The organism is Streptomyces sp. NPDC006372, from assembly GCF_040612515.1.
GTDB lineage: Bacteria > Actinomycetota > Actinomycetes > Streptomycetales > Streptomycetaceae > Streptomyces.
In genome coordinates this window covers 1-19,601 of the sequence record NZ_JBEXQJ010000032.1, presented here as the reverse complement: position 1 = coordinate 19,601, position 19,601 = coordinate 1, and the positions used below count along the sequence as shown (strand labels likewise).

Annotated in this window: 22 protein-coding genes; 13 read left to right on the top strand and 9 right to left on the bottom strand. The window is 70.5% G+C overall.

From position 1 onward, the window contains the following. The first annotated feature begins 29 nt into the window (after window positions 1-29). Entirely contained in the window at window positions 30-1,628 is a 1,599-nt protein-coding gene (locus tag ABZ016_RS33505) for a Na+/H+ antiporter (protein ID WP_356920465.1), read from the top strand. A gap of 380 nt (window positions 1,629-2,008) precedes the next feature. Here ABZ016_RS33505 and ABZ016_RS33500 read toward each other — a convergent pair whose 3' ends face one another. Continuing rightward, window positions 2,009-2,926 carry a pyridoxal-phosphate dependent enzyme gene (locus tag ABZ016_RS33500; protein WP_356920464.1) on the bottom strand — a complete coding sequence of 306 codons (918 nt, stop codon included), beginning with the start codon at window positions 2,924-2,926 and terminating at the stop codon, window positions 2,009-2,011. 52 nt (window positions 2,927-2,978) lie between these two features. Continuing rightward, complete coding sequence (locus ABZ016_RS33495; RefSeq protein WP_356920463.1) at window positions 2,979-3,404, bottom strand: DUF6010 family protein; 426 nt, start codon at window positions 3,402-3,404, stop codon at window positions 2,979-2,981. A gap of 289 nt (window positions 3,405-3,693) precedes the next feature. Here ABZ016_RS33495 and ABZ016_RS33490 point away from each other — a divergent pair, with 289 nt between their 5' ends. The 3 genes from ABZ016_RS33490 to ABZ016_RS33480 all read left to right on the top strand — a co-directional run bounded on the left by ABZ016_RS33490 (window position 3,694) and on the right by ABZ016_RS33480 (window position 7,463). Further along, the gene (locus tag ABZ016_RS33490) at window positions 3,694-5,100 is read left to right on the top strand and encodes a family 2B encapsulin nanocompartment shell protein (RefSeq protein ID WP_356920462.1); all 1,407 of its coding nucleotides are present in this window, start codon (window positions 3,694-3,696) and stop codon (window positions 5,098-5,100) included. 276 nt (window positions 5,101-5,376) lie between these two features. Then, the gene (locus ABZ016_RS33485; RefSeq protein ID WP_356920535.1) at window positions 5,377-6,384 is read left to right on the top strand and encodes a family 2 encapsulin nanocompartment cargo protein polyprenyl transferase; all 1,008 of its coding nucleotides are present in this window, start codon (window positions 5,377-5,379) and stop codon (window positions 6,382-6,384) included. Between the two features lie 449 nt (window positions 6,385-6,833). Beyond that, window positions 6,834-7,463, top strand: a complete 630-nt coding sequence (locus ABZ016_RS33480; protein WP_356920461.1) for a GNAT family N-acetyltransferase — start codon at window positions 6,834-6,836, stop codon at window positions 7,461-7,463. Here ABZ016_RS33480 and ABZ016_RS33475 read toward each other — a convergent pair. Next, window positions 7,460-8,074 carry a TetR family transcriptional regulator gene (locus tag ABZ016_RS33475; protein WP_356920534.1) on the bottom strand — a complete coding sequence of 205 codons (615 nt, stop codon included), beginning with the start codon at window positions 8,072-8,074 and terminating at the stop codon, window positions 7,460-7,462. The genes ABZ016_RS33480 and ABZ016_RS33475 overlap by 4 nt on opposite strands. A gap of 112 nt (window positions 8,075-8,186) precedes the next feature. Between ABZ016_RS33475 and ABZ016_RS33470 the strand changes: the two genes are divergently transcribed. From ABZ016_RS33470 to ABZ016_RS33455, 4 genes are all read left to right on the top strand, one after another. After that, a complete protein-coding gene (locus ABZ016_RS33470; protein ID WP_356920460.1) occupies window positions 8,187-8,771 on the top strand; it encodes a dihydrofolate reductase family protein in 585 nt (194 codons plus the stop codon). A gap of 26 nt (window positions 8,772-8,797) precedes the next feature. Then, window positions 8,798-9,211 carry a hypothetical protein gene (locus ABZ016_RS33465; RefSeq protein ID WP_356920540.1) on the top strand — a complete coding sequence of 138 codons (414 nt, stop codon included), beginning with the start codon at window positions 8,798-8,800 and terminating at the stop codon, window positions 9,209-9,211. Then, window positions 9,211-9,624 carry a YciI family protein gene (locus tag ABZ016_RS33460; RefSeq protein ID WP_356920459.1) on the top strand — a complete coding sequence of 138 codons (414 nt, stop codon included), beginning with the start codon at window positions 9,211-9,213 and terminating at the stop codon, window positions 9,622-9,624. Before ABZ016_RS33465 ends, ABZ016_RS33460 begins: the two co-directional genes overlap by 1 nt. Window positions 9,625-9,885: 261 nt before the next feature. Next, the gene (locus ABZ016_RS33455; protein ID WP_356920458.1) at window positions 9,886-10,125 is read left to right on the top strand and encodes a hypothetical protein; all 240 of its coding nucleotides are present in this window, start codon (window positions 9,886-9,888) and stop codon (window positions 10,123-10,125) included. Between the two features lie 29 nt (window positions 10,126-10,154). Here the strand turns inward: ABZ016_RS33455 and ABZ016_RS33450 are convergent, their stop codons facing one another. Then, complete coding sequence (locus tag ABZ016_RS33450; RefSeq protein ID WP_356920457.1) at window positions 10,155-10,889, bottom strand: VOC family protein; 735 nt, start codon at window positions 10,887-10,889, stop codon at window positions 10,155-10,157. Between the two features lie 104 nt (window positions 10,890-10,993). On the opposite strand from ABZ016_RS33450, the gene ABZ016_RS33445 reads away from it, so the two are divergent. Continuing rightward, window positions 10,994-12,148 carry an inorganic phosphate transporter gene (locus ABZ016_RS33445; RefSeq protein WP_356920456.1) on the top strand — a complete coding sequence of 385 codons (1,155 nt, stop codon included), beginning with the start codon at window positions 10,994-10,996 and terminating at the stop codon, window positions 12,146-12,148. Window positions 12,149-12,164: 16 nt separating this feature from the next. Then, entirely contained in the window at window positions 12,165-12,425 is a 261-nt protein-coding gene (locus tag ABZ016_RS33440; protein ID WP_356920455.1) for a hypothetical protein, read from the top strand. A gap of 67 nt (window positions 12,426-12,492) precedes the next feature. On the opposite strand, the gene sodN is transcribed toward ABZ016_RS33440, so the two are convergent. Beyond that, entirely contained in the window at window positions 12,493-12,888 is a 396-nt protein-coding gene (sodN, locus tag ABZ016_RS33435; protein WP_003992892.1) for a superoxide dismutase, Ni, read from the bottom strand. 145 nt (window positions 12,889-13,033) lie between these two features. On the opposite strand from sodN, the gene sodX reads away from it, so the two are divergent. Next, a complete protein-coding gene (gene sodX / locus ABZ016_RS33430; protein ID WP_356920454.1) occupies window positions 13,034-13,468 on the top strand; it encodes a nickel-type superoxide dismutase maturation protease in 435 nt (144 codons plus the stop codon). Here the strand turns inward: sodX and ABZ016_RS33425 are convergent. Then, the gene (locus ABZ016_RS33425) at window positions 13,351-14,001 is read right to left on the bottom strand and encodes a CGNR zinc finger domain-containing protein (protein WP_356920453.1); all 651 of its coding nucleotides are present in this window, start codon (window positions 13,999-14,001) and stop codon (window positions 13,351-13,353) included. The genes sodX and ABZ016_RS33425 overlap by 118 nt on opposite strands. Window positions 14,002-14,088: 87 nt before the next feature. Here ABZ016_RS33425 and ABZ016_RS33420 point away from each other — a divergent pair, with 87 nt between their 5' ends. Continuing rightward, complete coding sequence (locus ABZ016_RS33420; protein ID WP_356920452.1) at window positions 14,089-14,859, top strand: class I SAM-dependent methyltransferase; 771 nt, start codon at window positions 14,089-14,091, stop codon at window positions 14,857-14,859. A gap of 75 nt (window positions 14,860-14,934) precedes the next feature. Here the strand turns inward: ABZ016_RS33420 and ABZ016_RS33415 are convergent, their stop codons facing one another. From ABZ016_RS33415 to ABZ016_RS33405, 3 genes are read right to left on the bottom strand one after another with little or no spacing between them, the layout of a single operon-like run. Continuing rightward, the gene (locus ABZ016_RS33415; RefSeq protein WP_356920451.1) at window positions 14,935-15,696 is read right to left on the bottom strand and encodes an amino acid ABC transporter ATP-binding protein; all 762 of its coding nucleotides are present in this window, start codon (window positions 15,694-15,696) and stop codon (window positions 14,935-14,937) included. Further along, a complete protein-coding gene (locus ABZ016_RS33410) occupies window positions 15,693-16,640 on the bottom strand; it encodes an amino acid ABC transporter permease (RefSeq protein WP_356920450.1) in 948 nt (315 codons plus the stop codon). Before ABZ016_RS33410 ends, ABZ016_RS33415 begins: the two co-directional genes overlap by 4 nt. 32 nt (window positions 16,641-16,672) lie before the next feature. Then, window positions 16,673-17,626 carry an ABC transporter substrate-binding protein gene (locus ABZ016_RS33405; RefSeq protein WP_356920449.1) on the bottom strand — a complete coding sequence of 318 codons (954 nt, stop codon included), beginning with the start codon at window positions 17,624-17,626 and terminating at the stop codon, window positions 16,673-16,675. A 596-nt stretch (window positions 17,627-18,222) separates the two neighbouring features. Here ABZ016_RS33405 and ABZ016_RS33400 point away from each other — a divergent pair. Then, window positions 18,223-19,455, top strand: a complete 1,233-nt coding sequence (locus ABZ016_RS33400; protein ID WP_356920448.1) for an NADP-dependent malic enzyme — start codon at window positions 18,223-18,225, stop codon at window positions 19,453-19,455. Window positions 19,456-19,601 lie beyond the last annotated feature (146 nt).

Below are 19,601 nucleotides of genomic sequence, written 5' to 3'. Positions count from 1 at the left end.
GCGTGGAAAAAAGAGGGCGGGCGAGAACGATGGACGTGATGCCACTGCTGCTGCTCGTGGCGGGCAGCGCCGCGATCGCGGCGGCCGCGCGGCGCACCCCGGTGCCGGCGCCGCTGCTGCTGGTGGCGGCCGGGCTGGCGGTCAGTTACGTCCCGGGCGTGCCGGACTACACCCTCGACCCGCACATCGTCCTGCCGCTCATCCTGCCCCCGCTGCTCCACACGGCCGCGACCGACAGCTCCTACCTCGACCTGCGGGCGCAGCTGCGGCCGGTCGCACTGCTGTCCGTCGGGTACGTGCTGTTCGCGACCTTCGTCGTCGGCTGGGCCCTGTACCTGATCGTGCCGGAGCTGCCGTTGACCGCGGCCCTGGTCTTCGGCGCGGTGGTGGCGCCGCCGGACGCGGTCGCTGCGACCGCGGTGGCACGCCGGGTCGGGCTGCCGTCGCGGATCACCACCATCCTCCAGGGCGAGTCCCTGCTGAACGACGCCACCGCGATCACCGCCTACCGGGTCGCCCTCGCGGCCGCCGTGGGGGAGGGCGCGACCTGGGCCGGAGGCATCGGCGAGTTCCTGCTCGCGGCGGTCGGCGGCGTCGTGGTGGGGCTGGTGCTGATGGCGCCGATCCACTGGCTGCGCACGCACGTGAAGGAGGCGCTGCTCCAGAACACGCTCTCCCTGCTGATCCCGTTCGTCGCGTACGCCGTCGCCGAACAGGTGCACGCCTCCGGTGTCCTCGCGGTCGTGGTCGTCGCGCTCTACCTGGGACACCGCGCGTGGGAGGTCGACTTCGCCACCCGCCTCCAGGAGGACGCGGTGTGGAAGATGGTCGCCTTCGTCCTGGAGTCGGCCGTGTTCGCGCTGATCGGGCTGCAGCTGCCGGTGGTACTGAGGGGCCTCGGGCAGTACGAGGGTGCCGTGGCCGTCTGGTACGCGTTCGCCGTCTTCCTGGTGGTCGTCGCGACCCGGTTCGTGTGGGTGTACCCGGCGACCTTCCTGCCGCGCCTGCTGTCGGCCCGGATCCGGGAGCGGGAGCAGAACCCGACCTGGAGGGGACCGTTCGTCATAGCCTGGGCCGGCATGCGGGGCGTGGTCTCGCTGGCCATCGCCTTCTCCATCCCGCTCACCCTGCACGGTGGCGAGGAACCCTTCCCGCACCGCAACCTCATCCTCTTCCTGACCTTCACGACGGTCATCGGGACGCTCGTCGTCCAGGGCCTGACGCTGCCCCCGCTGATCCGCATGCTGAAGATCCCCGGGCGGGACACGCAGGCCGAGACGCTTGCCGAGGCCAACGCCCAGGCGCAGGCCTCCCGGTCCGCCGAGCGGCGTCTCGACGAACTCCTGAACGACGAGCGCAACGCCCTGCCCGCACCGCTCGCCGACCGGCTGCGCATGGTCCTGGAGCGCCGCCGCAACGCCGTCTGGGAGCGGCTCGGGCAGGCCAACCCGGTCACGGGGGAGACCGTCGACGACACGTACCGGCGGCTGGCGCGGGAGATGATCAGCGTCGAGCGTGAGGTGTTCGTCAGGCTCAGGGACGCCCGGTACATCGACGACGAGATGCTGCGGACGCTGCTGCGGAGGCTGGACCTGGAGGAGGCGGCGGCGTTCCGGGAGGCGGTGTAGGGATCTGCCGGGCGGGCTGGGAAGGGTGCTGCCGGGCCTCACCGAAGCCGGGCTGCCGGACGATGCGGGGAGGGAAGCTGCCGGGCGAGACCGAAGACGGGCGGCTGGGGGCCACCGGGAGGGCGGGTTGCCCTGAGCGGTGGGAAGCGAGCATGGCGAATCGCGGTGCGGGACGGTCGTAAGGGCCGATGGTCCGGACGACCCCGGTGGCCCGCCGAGGGAACATGGTGATCGAGCGGCGAACGGTCGTGCCCGGAGGGGCCGGCCCTCAGACGCCCGCCGTCACCTGAGGCAGATGGCCAGGGCGCCGGCAAGGCGGACCGCCGGGCCTCACCAACAGGCAGGCAGCCGTCCGGTATGAGAACGGAGGTCTCCCGGCGTCACGGGAAGGGGCGGCCGGTGATCACGGCCGCCACCGTCGTCCCACGGGGAAAGGCGTCTTCGCCGGCCAGCGTGACCAGTCCGTACAGCAGCTTGGCGACATACAGACGTTCGACGGGCAGCCCGTGCCGGTGTTCGAAGTCCGTGGCGAAGGCGTCGAGCTCCTCGGGCACGCGCGCGTAGCCCCCGAAGTGGAAGCGGTCGTCCAGGTCCCAGGCGCCGCGCGGACCGCCGAAGGCCTGCTGCTGCAGCCTCCTGACGTCGGCGGTCAGGAAGCCGCCCCGGAGCACCGGTATGCCCAGGGCGCGCCGGCCCGGGGCGAGACCGGCGGCCAGTCCCGCCAGCGTCCCACCGGTGCCGCAGGCCACGGCGACGACGTCGGCCCGGTCGCTCAACTCGGTACCGAGCGCCTGGCAGCCGCGTACGGCCTCGGCGTTGCTGCCGCCTTCGGGGACCAGGTACGCGTCCTCGGCGTCCGCCGCCCGCAGGATGGCGGCCAGGGTCCGCGGCTCGGACTTGCGGCGGTAGGCCGCCCTGTCCAGGAAGTGCAGCCGCATGCCGTCGGCCGTGCAGCGCGCCAGCGACGGATTGAGGGGCCGGTCGGCCAGTTCCTCACCCCGTACGACACCGACCGTGGGGATGCCGAGCAGCCGGCCGGCCGCGGCCGTGGCCCGCAGGTGGTTGGAGTAGGCCCCTCCGAAGGTGACGACGGCACGACCGTCCGCCGCCGCGAGATTCGGCGCAAGCTTGCGCCACTTGTTGCCGATCAGCTCCGGGTGTATCAGATCGTCGCGCTTCAGCAGGAGCCGGACGCCCCGACGCTCGAACCGCCCGTCCACGAGCTCCTGCACCGGCGAGGGCAGCCGGGGGCACAGGGTTCCGAGGCGGGACGCGTCGGGGTCGTCGGTGCTGGTCACCCCGCCATTGTCACCCGGGGCGGGATCGCTCGACCCTCGGCCCCGCCCCGTCTCAATCCACCGTCGGCGTGGGTGAGGGGCGTTCGCCCTGCCGGCGATCGCGGACGAGTTCTATCAGTGACGGCCCGCCCCGCAGGCACCAGATCGCGATCACCGGATCGCATAGCGCACAGCCCAGGGAGGAGGTGTGGGCGAACGGGATGATGGGGGCGCCCTTGATGTGGTGGACGATGTCCCAGGCCGTGTGCAGGAGCCAGCCGACGCCGATCCACGTCCACGACTCCAGGCCACGGAAGGCCACGTAGGCGAGCAGCGCGGTGAAGGGGAACTCCCAGCCGCCCATACCGCCGCCGCTGAGGTACGCGGCTCCGGCGCCTGCGACCATGACCGCGTTCAGCCGCCGCCGGTGCGGTTCGCGGACGAGGGACATCAACAGGGCGTAGAGGATGCCGATGCCGATCGGCGCGACGTACTGCATGAGCAGGCCTTTTCCTGGAGGTGAGGGACGGATCACCACGCTAGGGCCGGCCCGGCCAGGCCCCCAGAGGCATAACCGACACGTTCGAACGGGTTGTCGCCACCTGTCCCCGACCTGGCCGCCGGTCATCACCGAACGCCGGAATGCGCCACCCTCTGCCCACTCATACAAAGATCCATTCCCGCTCGTTCGTGTAATAGCACCGCGACGCTGCGTCAGGAAGGCTTGGGCGTGCACATCGATGCCCGAGGCGCATGGGCGTCGGGCACAACCGGGAGGGCAGTTGTCTATGTCGGTAGGCGAAGAGGTCCGTACGGAGGAGACCAGGCCGCAGCAGAGTCTCGGCACGGCAGCCGCGCGGAACCTGGCCACCACGACCAAGTCCGTGCCGCAGATGCAGGAGATCAGTTCCCGCTGGCTGCTGCGCATGCTGCCCTGGGTGGACATTCAGGGAGGCACGTACCGGGTGAACCGGCGGCTGACCTACGCCGTGGGCGACGGCCGGATCACGTTCGTGAAGACCGGCGACCGCGTCGAGATCATCCCCGCGGAGCTGGGCGAACTGCCGGCCCTGCGGGCGTACGAGGACGACGAGGTGCTCTACGAACTGGCCCGGCGCTGCGAGCAGCGTGAGGTCGCGGCGGGCGAGGTGATCGCCTCGTTCGGCAGCCCGTCCGACGAGGTGTACCTGCTGGCGCACGGAAGGGTGGAGAAGCTCGGCACGGGTCCGTACGGGGAGGACGAGTCCCTCGGAGTCCTCGCCGACGGCGCCTACTTCGGCGACCAGGCACTGCTCGACGAGGACGCCATCTGGGAGTACACGGCCCGCGCGCTCACCGCGTGCACCGTGCTCGTCCTGCCCCGCCAGGACTTCGAGCAGGTGGCGGAGCGCTCCGACTCGCTGCGCGAGCACCTCCAGCAGCACCGCTCGATCCCCGAGCAGCGCTCCAACAAGTACGGCGAGAAGGAGATCGACCTCTCCTCCGGCCACTCCGGCGAGCCGGACATCCCGCACACCTTCGTCGACTACGAGGCCAGGCCCCGTGAGTACGAACTGAGCGTCGCCCAGACCGTCCTGCGCATCCACACGCGTGTGGCCGACCTCTACAACCAGCCCATGAACCAGACCGAGCAGCAGATCCGGCTGACGGTAGAGGCGCTGAAGGAGCGCCAGGAGCACGAGCTCATCAACAACCGCGACTTCGGTCTCCTGCACAACTGCGAGTACGACCAGCGCATCCAGCCGCACGACGGCGTGCCCAGCCCGGACGACATGGACGAGCTGCTGAGCAGGCGCCGCGGCACCAAACTGCTCCTCGCCCACCCGCGTGCGATCGCCGCGTTCGGCCGTGAACTCAACAAGCGCGGGCTCGTCCCCGAGACCATCGACATGGCCGGCAACCGCATCCCCACCTGGCGCGGTGTGCCGATCTTCCCGTGCAACAAGATCCCGGTGACCCCGGAGCGTACGACGTCGATCATCGCCATGCGTACCGGCGAGAGCGACCAGGGCGTCATCGGTCTGCGGGCCAGCGGCATCCCGGACGAGATCGAGCCGAGCCTGTCGGTGCGCTTCATGGGCATCAACGAACAGGCCATCATCAAGTACCTGGTCACGGCCTACCACTCGGCCGCGGTCCTGGTACCGGACGCGCTCGGTGTCCTGGAGAACGTCGAGATCGGCCGCTGGCGGTGACGCTTCCCCTACGTCGGCGGTGTCCCCGCGCGTCCGGGCGGGTACACCCTCGGGGCACGCGCCCAGCGGCAGCGGACGCGCCCCCGTCCACTCACCCTCCGAGGCGGTCCCATGGGTGAATCCCTCACGGAGTTCAGGACAGAGCCGACGCTGCCCATACCCCGCGGACAGGGCGGCACCGAGCCCCGGCTCGGAACCGGGGCGCCGGAAGGGCGGGGATCCATCGGAACACAGCGGGACAGCCGGCCGGCACCGGCCGAGGGGCACGAGGCGGTCATGCTCCTCGAGCGGGCCCGGACGGAGGTCGACCCGGTCCTGCAGGCCGCGCTCGGCTCCCTGCCGGCACCGATGCGCCGCGTCGCGCTGTACCACTTCGGGTGGGAGCGCGCCGACGGCACTCCGGCCGAGGGCGGCGCGGCGGGCAAGGCGATCCGGCCCGCGCTCGTCCTCGCCGCGGCGGCGGCCCTCGGCGGACCCGAGGCGCGAACGGGGGCGGTCCGGGCGGCCGCAGCGGTGGAGTTGGTCCACAACTTCACGCTGCTGCACGACGATGTGATGGACCGGGACGCCACCCGCCGGCACCGGCCCACCGCATGGACGCTGTTCGGTGACGCCGACGCGATCCTCGCCGGGGACACCCTCCAGGCGCTGGCCCTGCGGCTGCTCGCGCAGGACCCGCATCCGGCGGCCCCGGCAGCCGCCGGCCTGCTCGCCGACTGCGTGGTCGAACTGTGCGCCGGGCAGCACGCGGACACGGCCCTGGAGCGGCGCGTCCCCGCCGAGGTCACGCTCGACGAGGTGCTCGCCATGGCGGAGGCCAAGACGGGCGCGCTGCTGGGCAGCGCCTGCGCGATCGGCGGGCTCTACGCGGGGGCCGGGGACGCGGACGTGGCGGCACTCGACGCGTTCGGCCGGGAGGCCGGGCTCGCCTTCCAGCTCATCGACGACGTCATCGGCATATGGGGTGACCCGCGTCGCACCGGCAAGCCCGTCGGCGCGGACCTGGCCGCACGCAAGAAGTCCCTGCCGGTCGTGGCGGCCTTCGCGTCCGGCACGCCGGCGGCGGACGAACTCGCCGAACTGTACGCACGCCCCAGCGAGAAGGAGGACCTCGACCACATAGCCCAGACCGTGGAGCGCGCGGGCGGCCGTGACTGGGCCCAGGAGCAGGCGGCCGACCGGATGGCCCGCGCGATGCAGCAACTGGCGCGCGCGGTACCGGACCCGGAGGCGGCGGGCGGACTGCTGGCCCTCGCCGAGTTCGTGACACGGCGCAGCAGTTGACGACCCACGACCCATCACCACGACTTACCAACCCGACCCCGACCCACCCCGACGAACTCAGGACCACGACCGACCGCCGGCAACCTGCGGCCGGTCAGCACAGTCAACAGAGATCGGTTGTCGGCACCACCTGATGGCCCTTCGGATACCCGGAGGACAAGAGACCCCGGAGTACCGGGGCCGTGCGGCTCCTGACCCCGCACGGCCCGGGCTTCCGGTCAGGCGGGTCCCGCACTGCCCCACGGTGTGCGGGGCCCGCCTCCCTACCGCCGTACCGCCGCAGGAGTTGACTCACCGCCGCCCCGTGGGCCCCTGTCGGCGTGGCAACGACGACCCGGCGCTTTGGACAGCCGTTCGGCGAAATCCCGCCAAGCTCCGGCCCAGGTCTCCGGCACCAGTCCCGATCGCCCTACGATCAACGCCCGTCGGGACGAGCGAAGGGGCGGGACATGGGTGTGGCGATCCGGGCGGCGGACAAGGGGGACCGGGAGCTGGTCGTCCGGTTGCTGGACGAGGCGTTCCAGAACGACCCTGTGAGCGGCTGGATCTTCCCGGGCGCCGAGGACCGCCGTGCCAACCACCCCGGACTCATGGCCGCGTTCACCGACATCGTGCTCGCCGCCGGCCGCATCGACGTCACCGAGGACGGCTCGGCCTGCGCGCTGTGGATGTCCGTGCCGGCCGACGACCATGACGGCGAGGGCGAGGGCGAGGGCGGGGGAGAGGACGACGGTCCTGCTCAGGTGAGGGAGGCCGTCGACCCGGACAACGAGCGCATCGAGCAGATCGGCCGGCTGACAGCGGCGGTCCACCCCTCCGGGCGGGCCCATGAGTACCTGTGGATGATCGGTGTGGCACCGGGCCGTCAGGGTGAGGGCCTCGGCACCGCACTCATCGAGTCGGTCCTCGACCGGTGCGACCGCGAGGGGCTGCCCGCCTATCTGGAGGCGAGCAACGCCCGCAGCCGCGAGCTGTACGAGCGCCTCGGCTTCGAGCCGAGCGGCCCGGTCCTGGACCTCCCGGAGGGTGGCCCGGCCATGTGGCCGATGTGGCGCGAGCCCCGCCCCCGCAAGGCCTAATCCGCCCCGGCCCCCTCCTCCGGGCCCTCCGGCAGCACCGTCGCCACGATCCGCTCCACCAGCCCGTCCGGCACGCTCACCCCGGGCAGCACGCCCTCCAGAACGCCCGGCAGTGTCAGGTGCTCCAGCAGCAGCCCCAGCATGGCCAGGTACAGCACGGCGACGGACTCGTCGCCGCCGGGCAGCCCGGCCGTCCGGTGGAATGCCATGGCCTCCTCCAGGTCACCGCGTACCGACGTCGTGTAGGAGGAGAGCAGTTCGGGGCGCCGGGTGGCCTCAAGGCGCAGCTCCATGAGGGCCAGATAGCCGGTGCGGTCGCGGGTCGCGCGGGCCATGAGGTCGTTCATGAAGGCCGTGACCAGTGAGCGGTCCCTGGGCCGGGTCATCAACTCGGCGACCACGTCGGGGTCGGGCGCGAGCCGTACGTGCACCCGGGTGTCGATCTGGCGCAGCAGATCGGCGCGTCCCGTGAAGTAGTTGGAGGCGGTGCCCACGGGCACGCCGGCCTCCGCGTCCACCGCGCGGAACGTCAGCCCGCGCGCCCCCTCGCGCGCGAGCACCTCGACACCGGCGTCGACGAGGGCGGCCCGGCGCCCGGGGTTGCTGACCATGTGGAGTCCCTTCTCCCACTTTCGACGGCTCATGGATATTCCCTTGCAACCACTACAGCCGAAGTACTACAACTGAAGTCGTTCAAGCGGCAGCCTACGAAAAGAGACCGGCTTGCGAAAGCTCACGTACTTCATCGCCTGTTCGATCGACGGCTTCATCGGGGACCCTGGCGGCGACGCCACGTCGATGCTCCGTTTCGTCGACGGGGAGTACCTCGCCTTCCTCAAGGCGGAATACCCGGAGACCGTCGCGACCCACGGCCGCCGGGCCCTCGGCATCGACGACCTGCCGAACAAGCGGTTCGACACCGTCATCCAGGGCCGAGGCAGCTACGACCTCGCCCTGAAGGAAGGGATCACCAGCCCCTACGCCCATCTGCGCGAGTACGTCGCCTCCCGGAGCCTCGGGGCGTCACCCGACCCGAACGTCGAGATCGTCGCCGACGACCTGGTCGGAAAGGTCCGGGAACTGAAGGCCGAGGACGGCGACTTCGGCATCTACCTGTGCGGCGGCTCGCAGCTCGCGGGCGAACTGTTCGACGAGATCGACGAGCTCGTCATCAAGACGTACCCGCTCGTGTACGGCGCGGGCATGCCGATGTTCGGCTCCGGATTCGCGATCTCGGAATTCACCCTGGAGTCGGTGCGCACGTTCGGCAACGGGGCGCTGGTGCGCACGTACGGCAGGAAGCGCTGAGCCCCCGAGCGTCCTAGTCTGAGGACATGGGCAGCGAAGGACACGTCTGTCCGGCCTGCGGACAGTCCGTGCAAACGGTCGTCCGGCGCCACAAGACGCTGGGCACCTGGGTCCCGCGGTGGGTGGCGGGCCCCTGCCGCAACCCCGACTGCTCGGCATACGAGGCGGAGCACGCCGAGGATGGCCGCGCCGGTGAGGAGACGCGGCCCGGGGAGCCCATCCGACCCGAGGAGCCCATCCGACCCGAGGAGCCCATCCGACCCGAGGAGCACACCCGGCACGCCGAGGACGCCGCGCCCCACGTGGCGGCCCCGTCCGAAGAGGCCGCTGGAGAAACCGTCGCGGAAACCCCTGAGCCCGTGTCGAGATCCCGGCCCGGCTCCGACATCCCCTGTGAAGAGCCGCCCGACCGGGCGGTCCGAGCCGAAGGAGCGGACTGATGAAGTACCTGGTCATGGTGCAGGGCACGCAGGCGGACTACGAGGCCATGCGCGGCAAGGCGTCGGCGGACTCCCCGGCCTGGAGCGACGAGGAGCTGCAGGCCATGTTCGCCTACATGGGCGCCATCAACGACGACCTCTCCGAGACCGGTGAGCTCGTCGACGGGCAGGGCCTGGCCGAGCCGGCGCAGACCCGGCACGTCACCCTGGGCGACGACGGCACGGCCGTGATCACGGACGGGCCGTACGGCGAGACCAAGGAGCTGCCGGCCGGCTACTGGGTCCTGGAGTGCGAGAGCCTGGAGCGGGTCACCGAGATCGCCGACCGCGTCTCCCGCTGCCCTCAGCCGGCCGGCGCCCCCAACCACCCGGTCGTGATCCGTCCGATCATGGGCGGCTCCGGGGACATCTGAGGACCGGCCGGCACCGACAAACGTGCCGGTGAAGAACGCACCCGAAGCCGAGCGCAGGTCTGACCCAACCGGACGACCCGGCCGACGAGTTCACCGGCCACCTTCTGAACGCCGTACGAGGACACCTCCTGGGGCGCGAAGCCCAAGCCGCTCGTGACGCCTACGAGTCGGCGGCCGCACGGACCCTGCGCCTGCCCGGGCAGCGCCATCTCCGGGCTCGGGCCGCCCGATTGGGGCGTGAGGGGGGATAGCGTAGGAGGCATGGGCATGACGGGGGAGCGGCGTCGCAGGGTCTGGCGATGGGCCGTGATCGTGTGGGCGGCAGCGGTGGCCGTCGCGGGCGGGCTGACTCTGTGGATGCAGGACTCGACGGAGCCAAGAGGCCCGTACGTCTGGGAGGAGACGAACCCCCACGAGACACCGAGCCTGCCGCCCTGCCCGACGCCCGAGGGCGTGGACGCGGTCTTGTGCGCGTACGCGACCGTGGACACCGTGGACTAGGAGCGCTGTCCCAGGAGAGCACAGCACACCTAGCCGCGCAGCCCGCCCGTCTCCGGGCTCCGGTCGGTCAGGCAGTAGGTGCCGCCCGCCGGGTCGCGCATCACCGTCCAGCCGGAGAAATCGGCCACGAACGCGGCCCCGAGTTCCTCGTGCCGTGCCCGCGTCGCCGCCCGGTCCGCGCAGGCGAGGTCGAGGTGGGCGGAGGCCGGGCGCTCCTCGTCGAGGCGTTGCAGAAGCACGCGGACCGGCAGTCCGGGCGGCGGCTCGACCACCTGGAACTCCGGCAGGGCTCCGGGCCGCGAGTGCCAGCCGTCCAGCAGCCCGCTCCAGAAGGCGACTTCGGCGTCGTACACCGACGGCGGGACGTCCACGCACACCTGGTCAAGCCTGGTGCCCCGCACCACGCCCGGGCGCGACGACTGTCCACGCCAGGGGTCCCCGCAGAACAACTGCCCGCCGGGCGACCGCAGCCCGACGAGCGACCCGAGGTCCTCCACCACGCTCGCGCCGAGCCGCACCGCCGAGGCGGCGAACTCCGCCACGTCGTCCACGCAGAAGTCCAGGTGCGCGCCGCCGGTCCCGGACCACACCGCCTGCACCTTCACGGAGGCGTCGGCGCCGTCGGGGAGCAGGGTGACGAACCCGGAGTGCTGCCCGCGGAGTTCGGAGAGCCGGGTGTCCGTGACCGCCGTCCAGAAGTCACACGCCGCACCGAAAACCCCGTGCGGCCGGTCGAGGAAGGCATACGTCCAGCGGATTCTCATGCCCGCGATCGTAGAGGGACCGGTCACGGCCACCCGCGTGAACCTTGACCAGCACTTGCCTCGCCGTTCCCCGGCTATTGGCCTGCCCTTGTTTGCATTCAGGAATGGACCACATCACGTTCCTCGTGGCGGTCGTCATCGTCACGGCACTCGCCTTCGACTTCACCAACGGATTCCACGACACGGCGAACGCGATGGCCACATCCATCGCCACCGGTGCGCTCGCACCCCGTACAGCGGTCCTGATCAGCGGTGTCCTCAACGTCGCCGGTGCCTTTCTGTCCACCGAGGTCGCCAGGACCATCTCGGGCGGCATCGTGGACGACACCCTCGTCACCCCGGGGATGATCTTCGCGGGCCTGGTCGGGGCGATCCTGTGGAATTTGCTCACCTGGCTGGTCGGACTGCCGTCGAGTTCCTCGCACGCCCTGTTCGGCGGGCTGATCGGTGCCGTGTGGGTCGGTGCGGGCAGCCAGGGGGTCGACTTCGGCAAGGTCGTCGAGAAGGTGCTGGTGCCGGCGGTGGCCTCGCCGGTCGTGGCCGGTGTCGCCGCGCTGCTGGCCACCTACCTCGCCTACCGGCTCACCGACCGCGCCCGCCAGGACACGGTCACCAAGGGCTTCCGCATCGGCCAGATCGCCTCCGCCTCACTGGTCTCCCTCGCCCACGGCACGAACGACGCCCAGAAGACCATGGGCGTGATCACCCTCACCCTGATCTCGGCCGGCGCGCTCGGCCACCACGCCGACCCGCCCCTGTGGGTCATCGCGTCGGCGGGCCTCGCCATCGGCCTCGGCACGTATCTCGGGGGCTGGCGGATCATCCGCACCATGGGCAAGGGCCTCACCGAGATCCAGTCCCCGCAGGGCTTCGCCGCCGAGACCGCCTCCACCACCGTCATCCTGACCTCCGCGCACCTCGGCTTCGCCCTGTCCACCACCCAGATCGCCTCGGGCAGCATCCTCGGCGCGGGCCTCGGCCGCAGGCTCGCGGAGGTCCGCTGGGGCGTCGCGGGGCGGATGGCGGCCGCGTGGCTGATCACACTGCCCGCCGCCGCGCTGGTGGGCGGTCTGGCCGCGAGCGTCGTACAGGGCGGCGGTGACCTCGGTACGGCGGTCGTCGCCCTGGTCGGCGTGGCCCTCGCCGCCGGCATCGTGGCCGTCTCGCGCCGTAACCCGGTGGACGCGCACAACGTCAACGACGCGCAGCAGGTCACCATCCGCACCGAGCCGCCGGCCAAGGTCGGCGCGGCCGCCTGAACGAGAGGGACTCGGCATGCAGCTGAACTGGACCGCGCTCGGCGAGGTCACCGCGGTGAGCGTCGGCGCCACCGTCGCCGTGGTCGTCGTCTTCGCGCTCGGCGTCCTCGGCCTCGCCCGGCCGGCAGGCGCCCGCGCACCCCATGCGGACACCTCCGCCCCTGTCCCCCGGGGCGGCGCGTCCGCCGTCGGCCTCGCCCAGGCCGCCCTGTGCTTCCTCGCCTGCGCGGCCGTGGTGGCGTACGGGATCTACCTGATCGTGCCTTGGCCCCACTGACCGCCACCCACGACGAAGGGGCCCGACCGGGACTGCCCGGCCGGGCCCCTTCGCGAGGCCATGAACTTCAGGCCTTCTTGGTCTCCCAGAAGATCTTGTCGATCTGGGCGATGTAGTCCAGCGCCTTCTGGCCGGTCGCCGGGTCGGTGGACCCCTTGGCGGCCGAGAGGGCCTTCAGGGTGTCGTTGACCAGCTGGTGCAGCTCCGGGTACTTCTCGAAGTGCGGGGGCTTGAAGTAGTCGCTCCAGAGCACCGAGACGTGGTGCTTCGCGAGCTCGGCACGCTGCTCCTTGATGACGGTGGCGCGCGCCTGGAAGTGCGGGTCGTCGTTGCCGGCCATCTTCTCCTGGACAGCCTTGACCGACTCCGCCTCGATGCGGGCCTGGGCAGGGTCGTACACACCGCAGGGAAGGTCGCAGTGCGCACTGACCTTGACCTTGGGGGCAAACAGGCGGGAAAGCATGGAGCATTCCTTCCTCGTGATCGTCTTCTCACAGGGGACATTACTCCGTGGAGGAGGGGTTTTCGCGAGTGCCCCCTTGGGCTTAGGACAAAAGTCCGGGGTGAGACTGAGACTGGTGGAGGAAGAACCGGGGAGGTGCCGGGTGATGCCGGAGCTGTCGCAGGAGTCCGAGCGGGGGAGGCCGGCCCCGCCCTTCGGGGTGGCCGAGGTGACCGGGCCGTCCATGGTGCCCACGCTGTACCACGGGGACCGGCTCCTGGTGCACTACGGGGTCCGGGTCAAGCCGGGCCAGGTCGTCGTGCTGCGGCACCCCTTCCAGCAGGACCTCCTGGTCGTGAAGCGGATCGCCGAGCGGCGCGGGACCGGCTGGTGGGTGCTCGGGGACAACGCGTACGCGGGCGGCGACAGCACCGACTACGGCGTCGTGCCCGACGATCTGGTGCTGGGGAGGGTCCGGTTCCGCTACCGGCCGCTCAGGCCCGGTCGCCGTTCGCCCTGGGCGCTGCTGGGCTGGGTGCTGTCCGCCGCCAGGCCGGTGCTGTCGGGCCGGGCCGCCTCCAGGCGCTTGCGGGCGCGGTAGGCCGCCACGTTGGCGCGGGTCGCGCAGCGGTCGGAACAGTAGCGCCGGGAGCGGTTGGTGGAGGTGTCGAGGTAGGCGTTGCGGCAGGGCGCGGCCTCGCACAGGCCGAGCCGGTCCACGCCGTACTCGGTCAGGTGGAACGCCAGGCCCATCGCCGCGATCGCCGCGTAGCCCGCCGTCGCGTTGGACGGGTGGTCGGCCAGGTGCATGTGCCACAGGGGGCGGCCGTCGTCGTCACGGAAGTCGTGCCCGGAGATCTGCGGGCTCACCGGGAACTCCAGCAGCAGTGAGTTCAGCAGGTCGACGGCGAGCGTCTCGTCGCCCGCGTCGGCCGCCTCGAAGACCGCGCGCAGCCGGGCCCGGACCGAGCGGAAGCGTGTGACGTCCGCGTCGGTGGTGCGCCGGGCCGCCGACTGGTTGGCGCCGAACAGCTCGCGGACGGCCTCGACCGACGTCAGCGTGTCCTTGCCCCGGGCCGGTTCCTCGGTGTTGACGAGACGCACGGCGTAGTCCGAGTAATAGGCCAGTTCCACTTGTAGTCCTTACAGAGGGGCTATATGGTCGTGAGCGCGGTTGTAACAGCTGATCGTGCTTACAGGGTATTACGAGGGAGGGGCTCGATGACGGACGCGGACACCACTACGGCCACCACCGACTGGCACGCCTGGCAGAGGAGCTGGGACCGCCAGCAGGAGTGGTACATGCCCGACCGCGAGGAGCGGTTCCGCATCATGCTGGACATGGTCGAGGCCCTCGTGGGCACCGCCCCGCGCGTCCTCGACCTCGCCTGCGGCACGGGCAGCATCACGGCCCGGCTGCTCGCCCGGTTCCCGGACGCCACCAGCACCGGCGTCGACCTCGACCCGGCCCTCCTCGCCATCGCGCGGGGCACCTTCGCGGGCGACGACCGGGTCGGCTTCGTCACGGCCGACCTCAAGGACCCCGACTGGCCGGCGAAGCTGCCGTACGACTCGTACGACGCCGTCCTGACCGCGACGGCCCTGCACTGGCTGCACCGGGAACCCCTCGCGGACCTCTACGGCCGGCTCGCGGGACTCGTCCGCGACGGCGGCGTCTTCATGAACGCGGACCACATGATCGACGAGACGACGCCGCGGATCAACGCGGCGGAGCGCGCCCTGCGCCACGCCCGTATGGATCAGGCCAAGCGGGACGGCGCCCTCGACTGGTCCGAGTGGTGGCGGCTCGCCGCCGAGGACCCGGTCCTCGCGGAGCCCACGGCCCGGCGCTACGAGATCTACGGCGAGCACGCCGACGGTGACATGCCGTCGGTGGCGTGGCACGCGCGCGTGCTGCGCGACAAGGGGTTCGCGGAGGCCAGGCCGGTGTGGTGCTCGCCCTCGGACACCCTCCTGCTGGCTCTGAAGTAGGACGGCGGAAGGGGCGGTACGGAGTGCCCGTACCGCCCCTTCCGCCGTGTGCGCCGTCAGAGAACCTCGGACGGGTCAGAGCACCTTGGACAGGAACGACTTCGTCCGCTCGTGCTGCGGGTTCGTCAGCACCTCGCGCGGGTGACCGGATTCGACCACCACACCGCCGTCCATGAAGACCAGGCTGTCGCCCACCTCCCGGGCGAAGCCCATCTCGTGGGTGACGACGACCATCGTCATACCGGACTCGGCCAGGTCGCGCATGACGTCCAGGACGTCACCGACCAGCTCCGGGTCGAGCGCCGAGGTCGGCTCGTCGAACAGCATCAGCTTCGGGTCCATGGCGAGGGCCCGCGCGATGGCGACCCGCTGCTGCTGGCCGCCGGAGAGCTGCGAGGGGTAGTTGCCCGCCTTGTCCGCCAGGCCCACCCGGTCCAGGAGCTCCTGGGCACGCGCGCGGGCCTGGCCCTTGCCGACGCCCTTGACCTGGACCGGTGCCTCCATGACGTTCTCGACGGCCGTCATGTGCGGGAACAGGTTGAAGCGCTGGAAGACCATGCCGATGTCCCGGCGCTTGAGGGCGACCTCGCTGTCCTTGAGCTCGTAGAGCTTGTCGCCCTTCTGCCGGTAGCCCACCAGCTCGCCGTCCACGTACAGACGGCCTGCGTTGATCTTCTCCAGGTGGTTGATGCACCTCAGGAACGTCGACTTGCCGGAGCCGGAGGGGCCGATGAGGCAGAACACCTCGCCGGACTTCACCTCCAGGTCGATGCCCTTGAGGACCTCTACGGGGCCGAAGGACTTGTGGACGCCCTCGGCCTTGACCATGGCGTTCATGCGGTGCCTCCCGTCGACGCGGAGCGGTTGGACAGGGACAGCAGGTTCGCCTTGATCTTCTGGAACGGCGTGGCCGGGAGCGACCGGCTCGAGCCACGCGCGTAGTACCGCTCCAGGTAGTACTGGCCGACGCTGAAGACCGAGGTCAGCAGCAGGTACCAGGCCGCCGCCAGGAAGAGCATCTCGGCGGGGGCGCCGGAGGTCTGGCCGATGTCCTGGGCCGCGCGGAGCAGCTCGGGATACTGGACGACCGAGACCAGCGAGGTCGTCTTCAGCATGTTGATGACCTCGTTGCCCGTCGGCGGCACGATGACACGCATCGCCTGCGGGATCACGATCCGGCGCAGCGTCTTGGCGTGGCTCATGCCGAGCGCGTGCGACGCCTCGGTCTGGCCCTCGTCGACCGAGAGCAGACCGGCCCGGCAGATCTCCGCCATGTACGCGGCCTCGTTCAGCCCGAGGCCCAGCAGCGCCGTCAGGAACGGGGTCATGAAGTCCGACCACTCGTCCTTGTAGAGCGGCCCGAGGTTGATGTACTCGAAGACCAGGCCCAGGTTGAACCAGACGATCAGCTGCACCAGGACCGGGGTGCCGCGGAAGAACCAGATGTAGAACCAGGCGATCGAGGAGGTCACCGGGTTCTTCGACAGGCGCATCACGGCCAGCAGGACGCCGCCGACGATGCCGATCGCCATGGACAGGACGGTCAGCAGGAGCGTCTTGCCGACGCCGTTCAGGATGCGGTCGTCGAAGAAGTAGTCCGGGATCGCGCCCCAGTTGATCTTGCCTTGGGAGAACGCGTAGACGATGCCGCCCAGCAGGGCGAGCGTGACGACGGCGGAGACGTACCGCCCGTAGTGCCGGACCGGGATGGCCTTGATGGCCTCCGGTCCGGTCGGGGGTGTGCCGGCCGGGCCCGACGTCTTGTCGATGTCAACAGTCACGGGTGTTGCCTTTCAGTGCCGCTAGGGCGCGGTCACTTGCCGCCGTTGATGGTGGCTTCCTGCACGGAGCCGTCCGTGACGCCCCACTTCTTCATGATCTTCTCGTACTCACCGCTCTTGATGACGGCGTCCAGCGCGGCCTTCAGGGCGTCACGGAGCTGCGTCTGGTTCTTGGCGACCGCGATGCCGTACGGGGCGGCCTCGACCTGCTCGCCGACCAGCTGGAAGTCCTTGCCGCCACCGGAGGTCTTCACGGCGTACGCGGCGACCGGGAAGTCGGACGAGCCGGCGGCCGCGCCGCCCGCGCGCAGACGGGTCTGGGCCTGCTGGTCGTTGTCGAAGGGCTCGATGGCGATCTTCTTGCCCGCCGGGCACTTCTTGGCCTCGGCCTTGGCGAGGTCCTCGGAGACCGTGCCGCGCTGCAGCACGATCTTCTTGCCGCACAGGTCGGACCAGGTCTTGATGCCCTGGTCATCACCCTTCTTGGTGTAGATCGACACACCGGCCGTGAAGTAGTCGACGAAGTCGACGCCCTCGCCGACCTTCTTGCCGGTGTCGGAGTCGATGCCCTCCTGGCGGTCCTTGGTGTCGGTCATCGCGGACATGGCGATGTCGTACCGCTTGGAGCGCAGACCCGTGATCAGCGTGTCGAAGGTGCCGTTCTCGAACTGGAAGTCGACCCCGAGCTGCTTGCCCATGGCGGCGGCGAGGTCCGGGTCGATGCCGACCGTCTTGCCCGAGTTGTCCTTGAACTCGACCGGGGCGTACGCGATGTCGGAGCCGACCTTGATGACGCCCTTGTCGCGGATCGACTTCGGCAGCTTGTCGGCGAGCGGTGCCGAGGTCGAGCTGCCGCTGTCCGAGCCGCTGTCCTTGGTCTGGTCACCGCATCCGGTGAGTATCAGCGCGCCTGCGACCGCGATCGCACCGACCGCTGCTAGCCGGGAGTGCGCGGCGGTCGTACGACGGGTGGAGCTTGCGGTCATGGTGGGTTCCTCCGGCGGATGGGTGGAGTTGCCGATGGGGCTGGGCGCTGCCGATGGGGCCGGCAGTGCCGTGGGTCGACGGGGCACGCGTCTTCGACTGTCGCGACCTCGTGTGATTACGGCATCTTGCCATTCGGACTGCGCCATTCTGGGGGCCAGCCATGTCAAAATCGGATAACGGGCGATCCCCGAACCGCACCACTCCGGTACATCACGGCCGGACCTTCTATAGGAATGCTTCCTTCCGGCCGGAAGATCTTCGGTTAATCCCGGGATTTCGAGACGGGCGCCGGATGCTTTGCGGCCGCTTGAGTGGTTGTCGATGGTTTGTCCAGGTCTTGTCCTGAAATTGGACGAAGAGTCAGGGCACCGGCATGTGACCTTCGCGTTATGGACTCGTCGTTCGCTCGGTCCGTCCGGTAAGAAGGATGTTTACACCCCTCATCCGGGGCTCAGGGCGCGTGTGCGGCGCGCCCGTCGCGTATGTGCCCGTACGTATCCCGTACACAGCACCATCAGGGCCTTACGCGGTCCCGCCCACCCCTCACCAGGAGTGGCAACCCTCGAACCAATGCAGATCTAAGGGGTAAAACGAAGTGGCAGCGGAGATCGTCAATCCTCGCAGCGAGAGCACGACGGACCATACGGACGGCGAGGGCGGTGCGGAGCCCCTCGACTCCTTCGATCCGGCGTTCGCGCTGCACCGCGGCGGCAAAATGGCTGTGCAGGCCACCGTGCCGGTCCGTGACAAGGACGACCTGTCCCTGGCGTACACGCCCGGCGTCGCGAAGGTGTGCAGCGCGATCGCGGAGCAGCCGGAGCTCGTGTACGACTACACGTGGAAGTCATCGGTCGTGGCCGTCGTGACGGACGGCACGGCCGTGCTGGGCCTCGGTGACATCGGGCCCGAGGCCTCCCTCCCGGTGATGGAGGGCAAGGCGATTCTGTTCAAGCAGTTCGGCGGTGTGGACGCGGTTCCGATCGCGCTGAACTGCACGGACGTCGACGAGATCATCGAGACGGTGGTGCGGCTCGCGCCGTCGTTCGGTGGGGTCAACCTGGAGGACATCTCGGCGCCGCGGTGCTTCGAGATCGAGCGGAAGCTGCAGGAGCGGCTGGACATCCCGGTCTTCCACGACGACCAGCACGGTACGGCGGTCGTGACGCTGGCCGCCCTCCGGAACGCCGCGCGGCTGAGCGGGCGGGCGCTGGGGGAGCTGCGGGCCGTCATCTCCGGCGCTGGCGCGGCCGGTGTCGCCATCGCGAAGATGCTGGTCGAGGCCGGGATCGGGGATGTCGCGGTGGCCGACCGCAAGGGTGTCGTGTCGGCGGGCCGGGACGACCTCACGCCGGTGAAGCGGGAGCTGGCCGGGTTCACGAACAAGGCGGGGATCACCGGGTCCCTGGAGGCGGCGCTGGCCGGGGCCGATGTGTTCATCGGGGTGTCCGGCGGGACGGTGCCGGAGGACGCGGTCGCGTCCATGGCCAAGGGGGCGTTCGTCTTCGCCATGGCGAACCCCAATCCTGAGGTGCACCCCGAGGTCGCGCACAAGTACGCGGCCGTCGTCGCCACCGGGCGGTCGGACTTCCCGAACCAGATCAACAACGTGCTGGCGTTTCCGGGGATCTTCGCGGGGGCGCTGCAGGTGCGGGCGTCGCGGATCACGGAGGGGATGAAGCTGGCCGCCGCGGAGGCGCTGGCGTCCGTGGTCGGGGACGACCTCGCGGCCGACTACGTCATCCCGTCGCCGTTCGACGAGCGGGTCGCGCCGGCCGTGACGGCGGCTGTGGCGGCGGCGGCTCGGGCTGAGGGTGTGGCTCGGCGCTGATGCCGTAGGTGTGTGGAGGTGGCCCTGCCCGGGTGGGCAGGGCCATTTCTGTGCCTGCGGCGGCCTGTGCTGCTTCGGTGGGGGTGCGCGTAGCGCCTTCCGGGGTGCGGTGGGTCGGGGCCGCGCCGGGGGGTGTCCGTCCTCGG

Excerpts from the sequence above, each read along its gene's own strand:
- ABZ016_RS33505 (WP_356920465.1), top strand. The coding sequence starts at position 30 with ATGGACGTGATGCCACTGCTGCTGCTCGTGGCGGGCAGCGCCGCGATC.
- ABZ016_RS33495 (WP_356920463.1), bottom strand. The coding sequence starts at position 3,404 with ATGCAGTACGTCGCGCCGATCGGCATCGGCATCCTCTACGCCCTGTTG.
- ABZ016_RS33490 (WP_356920462.1), top strand. The coding sequence starts at position 3,694 with ATGTCGGTAGGCGAAGAGGTCCGTACGGAGGAGACCAGGCCGCAGCAG.
- ABZ016_RS33485 (WP_356920535.1), top strand. The coding sequence starts at position 5,377 with ATGCTCCTCGAGCGGGCCCGGACGGAGGTCGACCCGGTCCTGCAGGCC.
- ABZ016_RS33480 (WP_356920461.1), top strand. The coding sequence starts at position 6,834 with ATGGGTGTGGCGATCCGGGCGGCGGACAAGGGGGACCGGGAGCTGGTC.
- ABZ016_RS33475 (WP_356920534.1), bottom strand. The coding sequence starts at position 8,074 with ATGGTCAGCAACCCCGGGCGCCGGGCCGCCCTCGTCGACGCCGGTGTC.
- ABZ016_RS33465 (WP_356920540.1), top strand. The coding sequence starts at position 8,798 with ATGGGCAGCGAAGGACACGTCTGTCCGGCCTGCGGACAGTCCGTGCAA.
- ABZ016_RS33460 (WP_356920459.1), top strand. The coding sequence starts at position 9,211 with ATGAAGTACCTGGTCATGGTGCAGGGCACGCAGGCGGACTACGAGGCC.
- ABZ016_RS33455 (WP_356920458.1), top strand. The coding sequence starts at position 9,886 with ATGGGCATGACGGGGGAGCGGCGTCGCAGGGTCTGGCGATGGGCCGTG.
- ABZ016_RS33450 (WP_356920457.1), bottom strand. The coding sequence starts at position 10,889 with ATGAGAATCCGCTGGACGTATGCCTTCCTCGACCGGCCGCACGGGGTT.
- ABZ016_RS33445 (WP_356920456.1), top strand. The coding sequence starts at position 10,994 with ATGGACCACATCACGTTCCTCGTGGCGGTCGTCATCGTCACGGCACTC.
- ABZ016_RS33440 (WP_356920455.1), top strand. The coding sequence starts at position 12,165 with ATGCAGCTGAACTGGACCGCGCTCGGCGAGGTCACCGCGGTGAGCGTC.
- sodN (WP_003992892.1), bottom strand. The coding sequence starts at position 12,888 with ATGCTTTCCCGCCTGTTTGCCCCCAAGGTCAAGGTCAGTGCGCACTGC.
- sodX (WP_356920454.1), top strand. The coding sequence starts at position 13,034 with ATGCCGGAGCTGTCGCAGGAGTCCGAGCGGGGGAGGCCGGCCCCGCCC.
- ABZ016_RS33420 (WP_356920452.1), top strand. The coding sequence starts at position 14,089 with ATGACGGACGCGGACACCACTACGGCCACCACCGACTGGCACGCCTGG.
- ABZ016_RS33415 (WP_356920451.1), bottom strand. The coding sequence starts at position 15,696 with ATGAACGCCATGGTCAAGGCCGAGGGCGTCCACAAGTCCTTCGGCCCC.
- ABZ016_RS33405 (WP_356920449.1), bottom strand. The coding sequence starts at position 17,626 with ATGACCGCAAGCTCCACCCGTCGTACGACCGCCGCGCACTCCCGGCTA.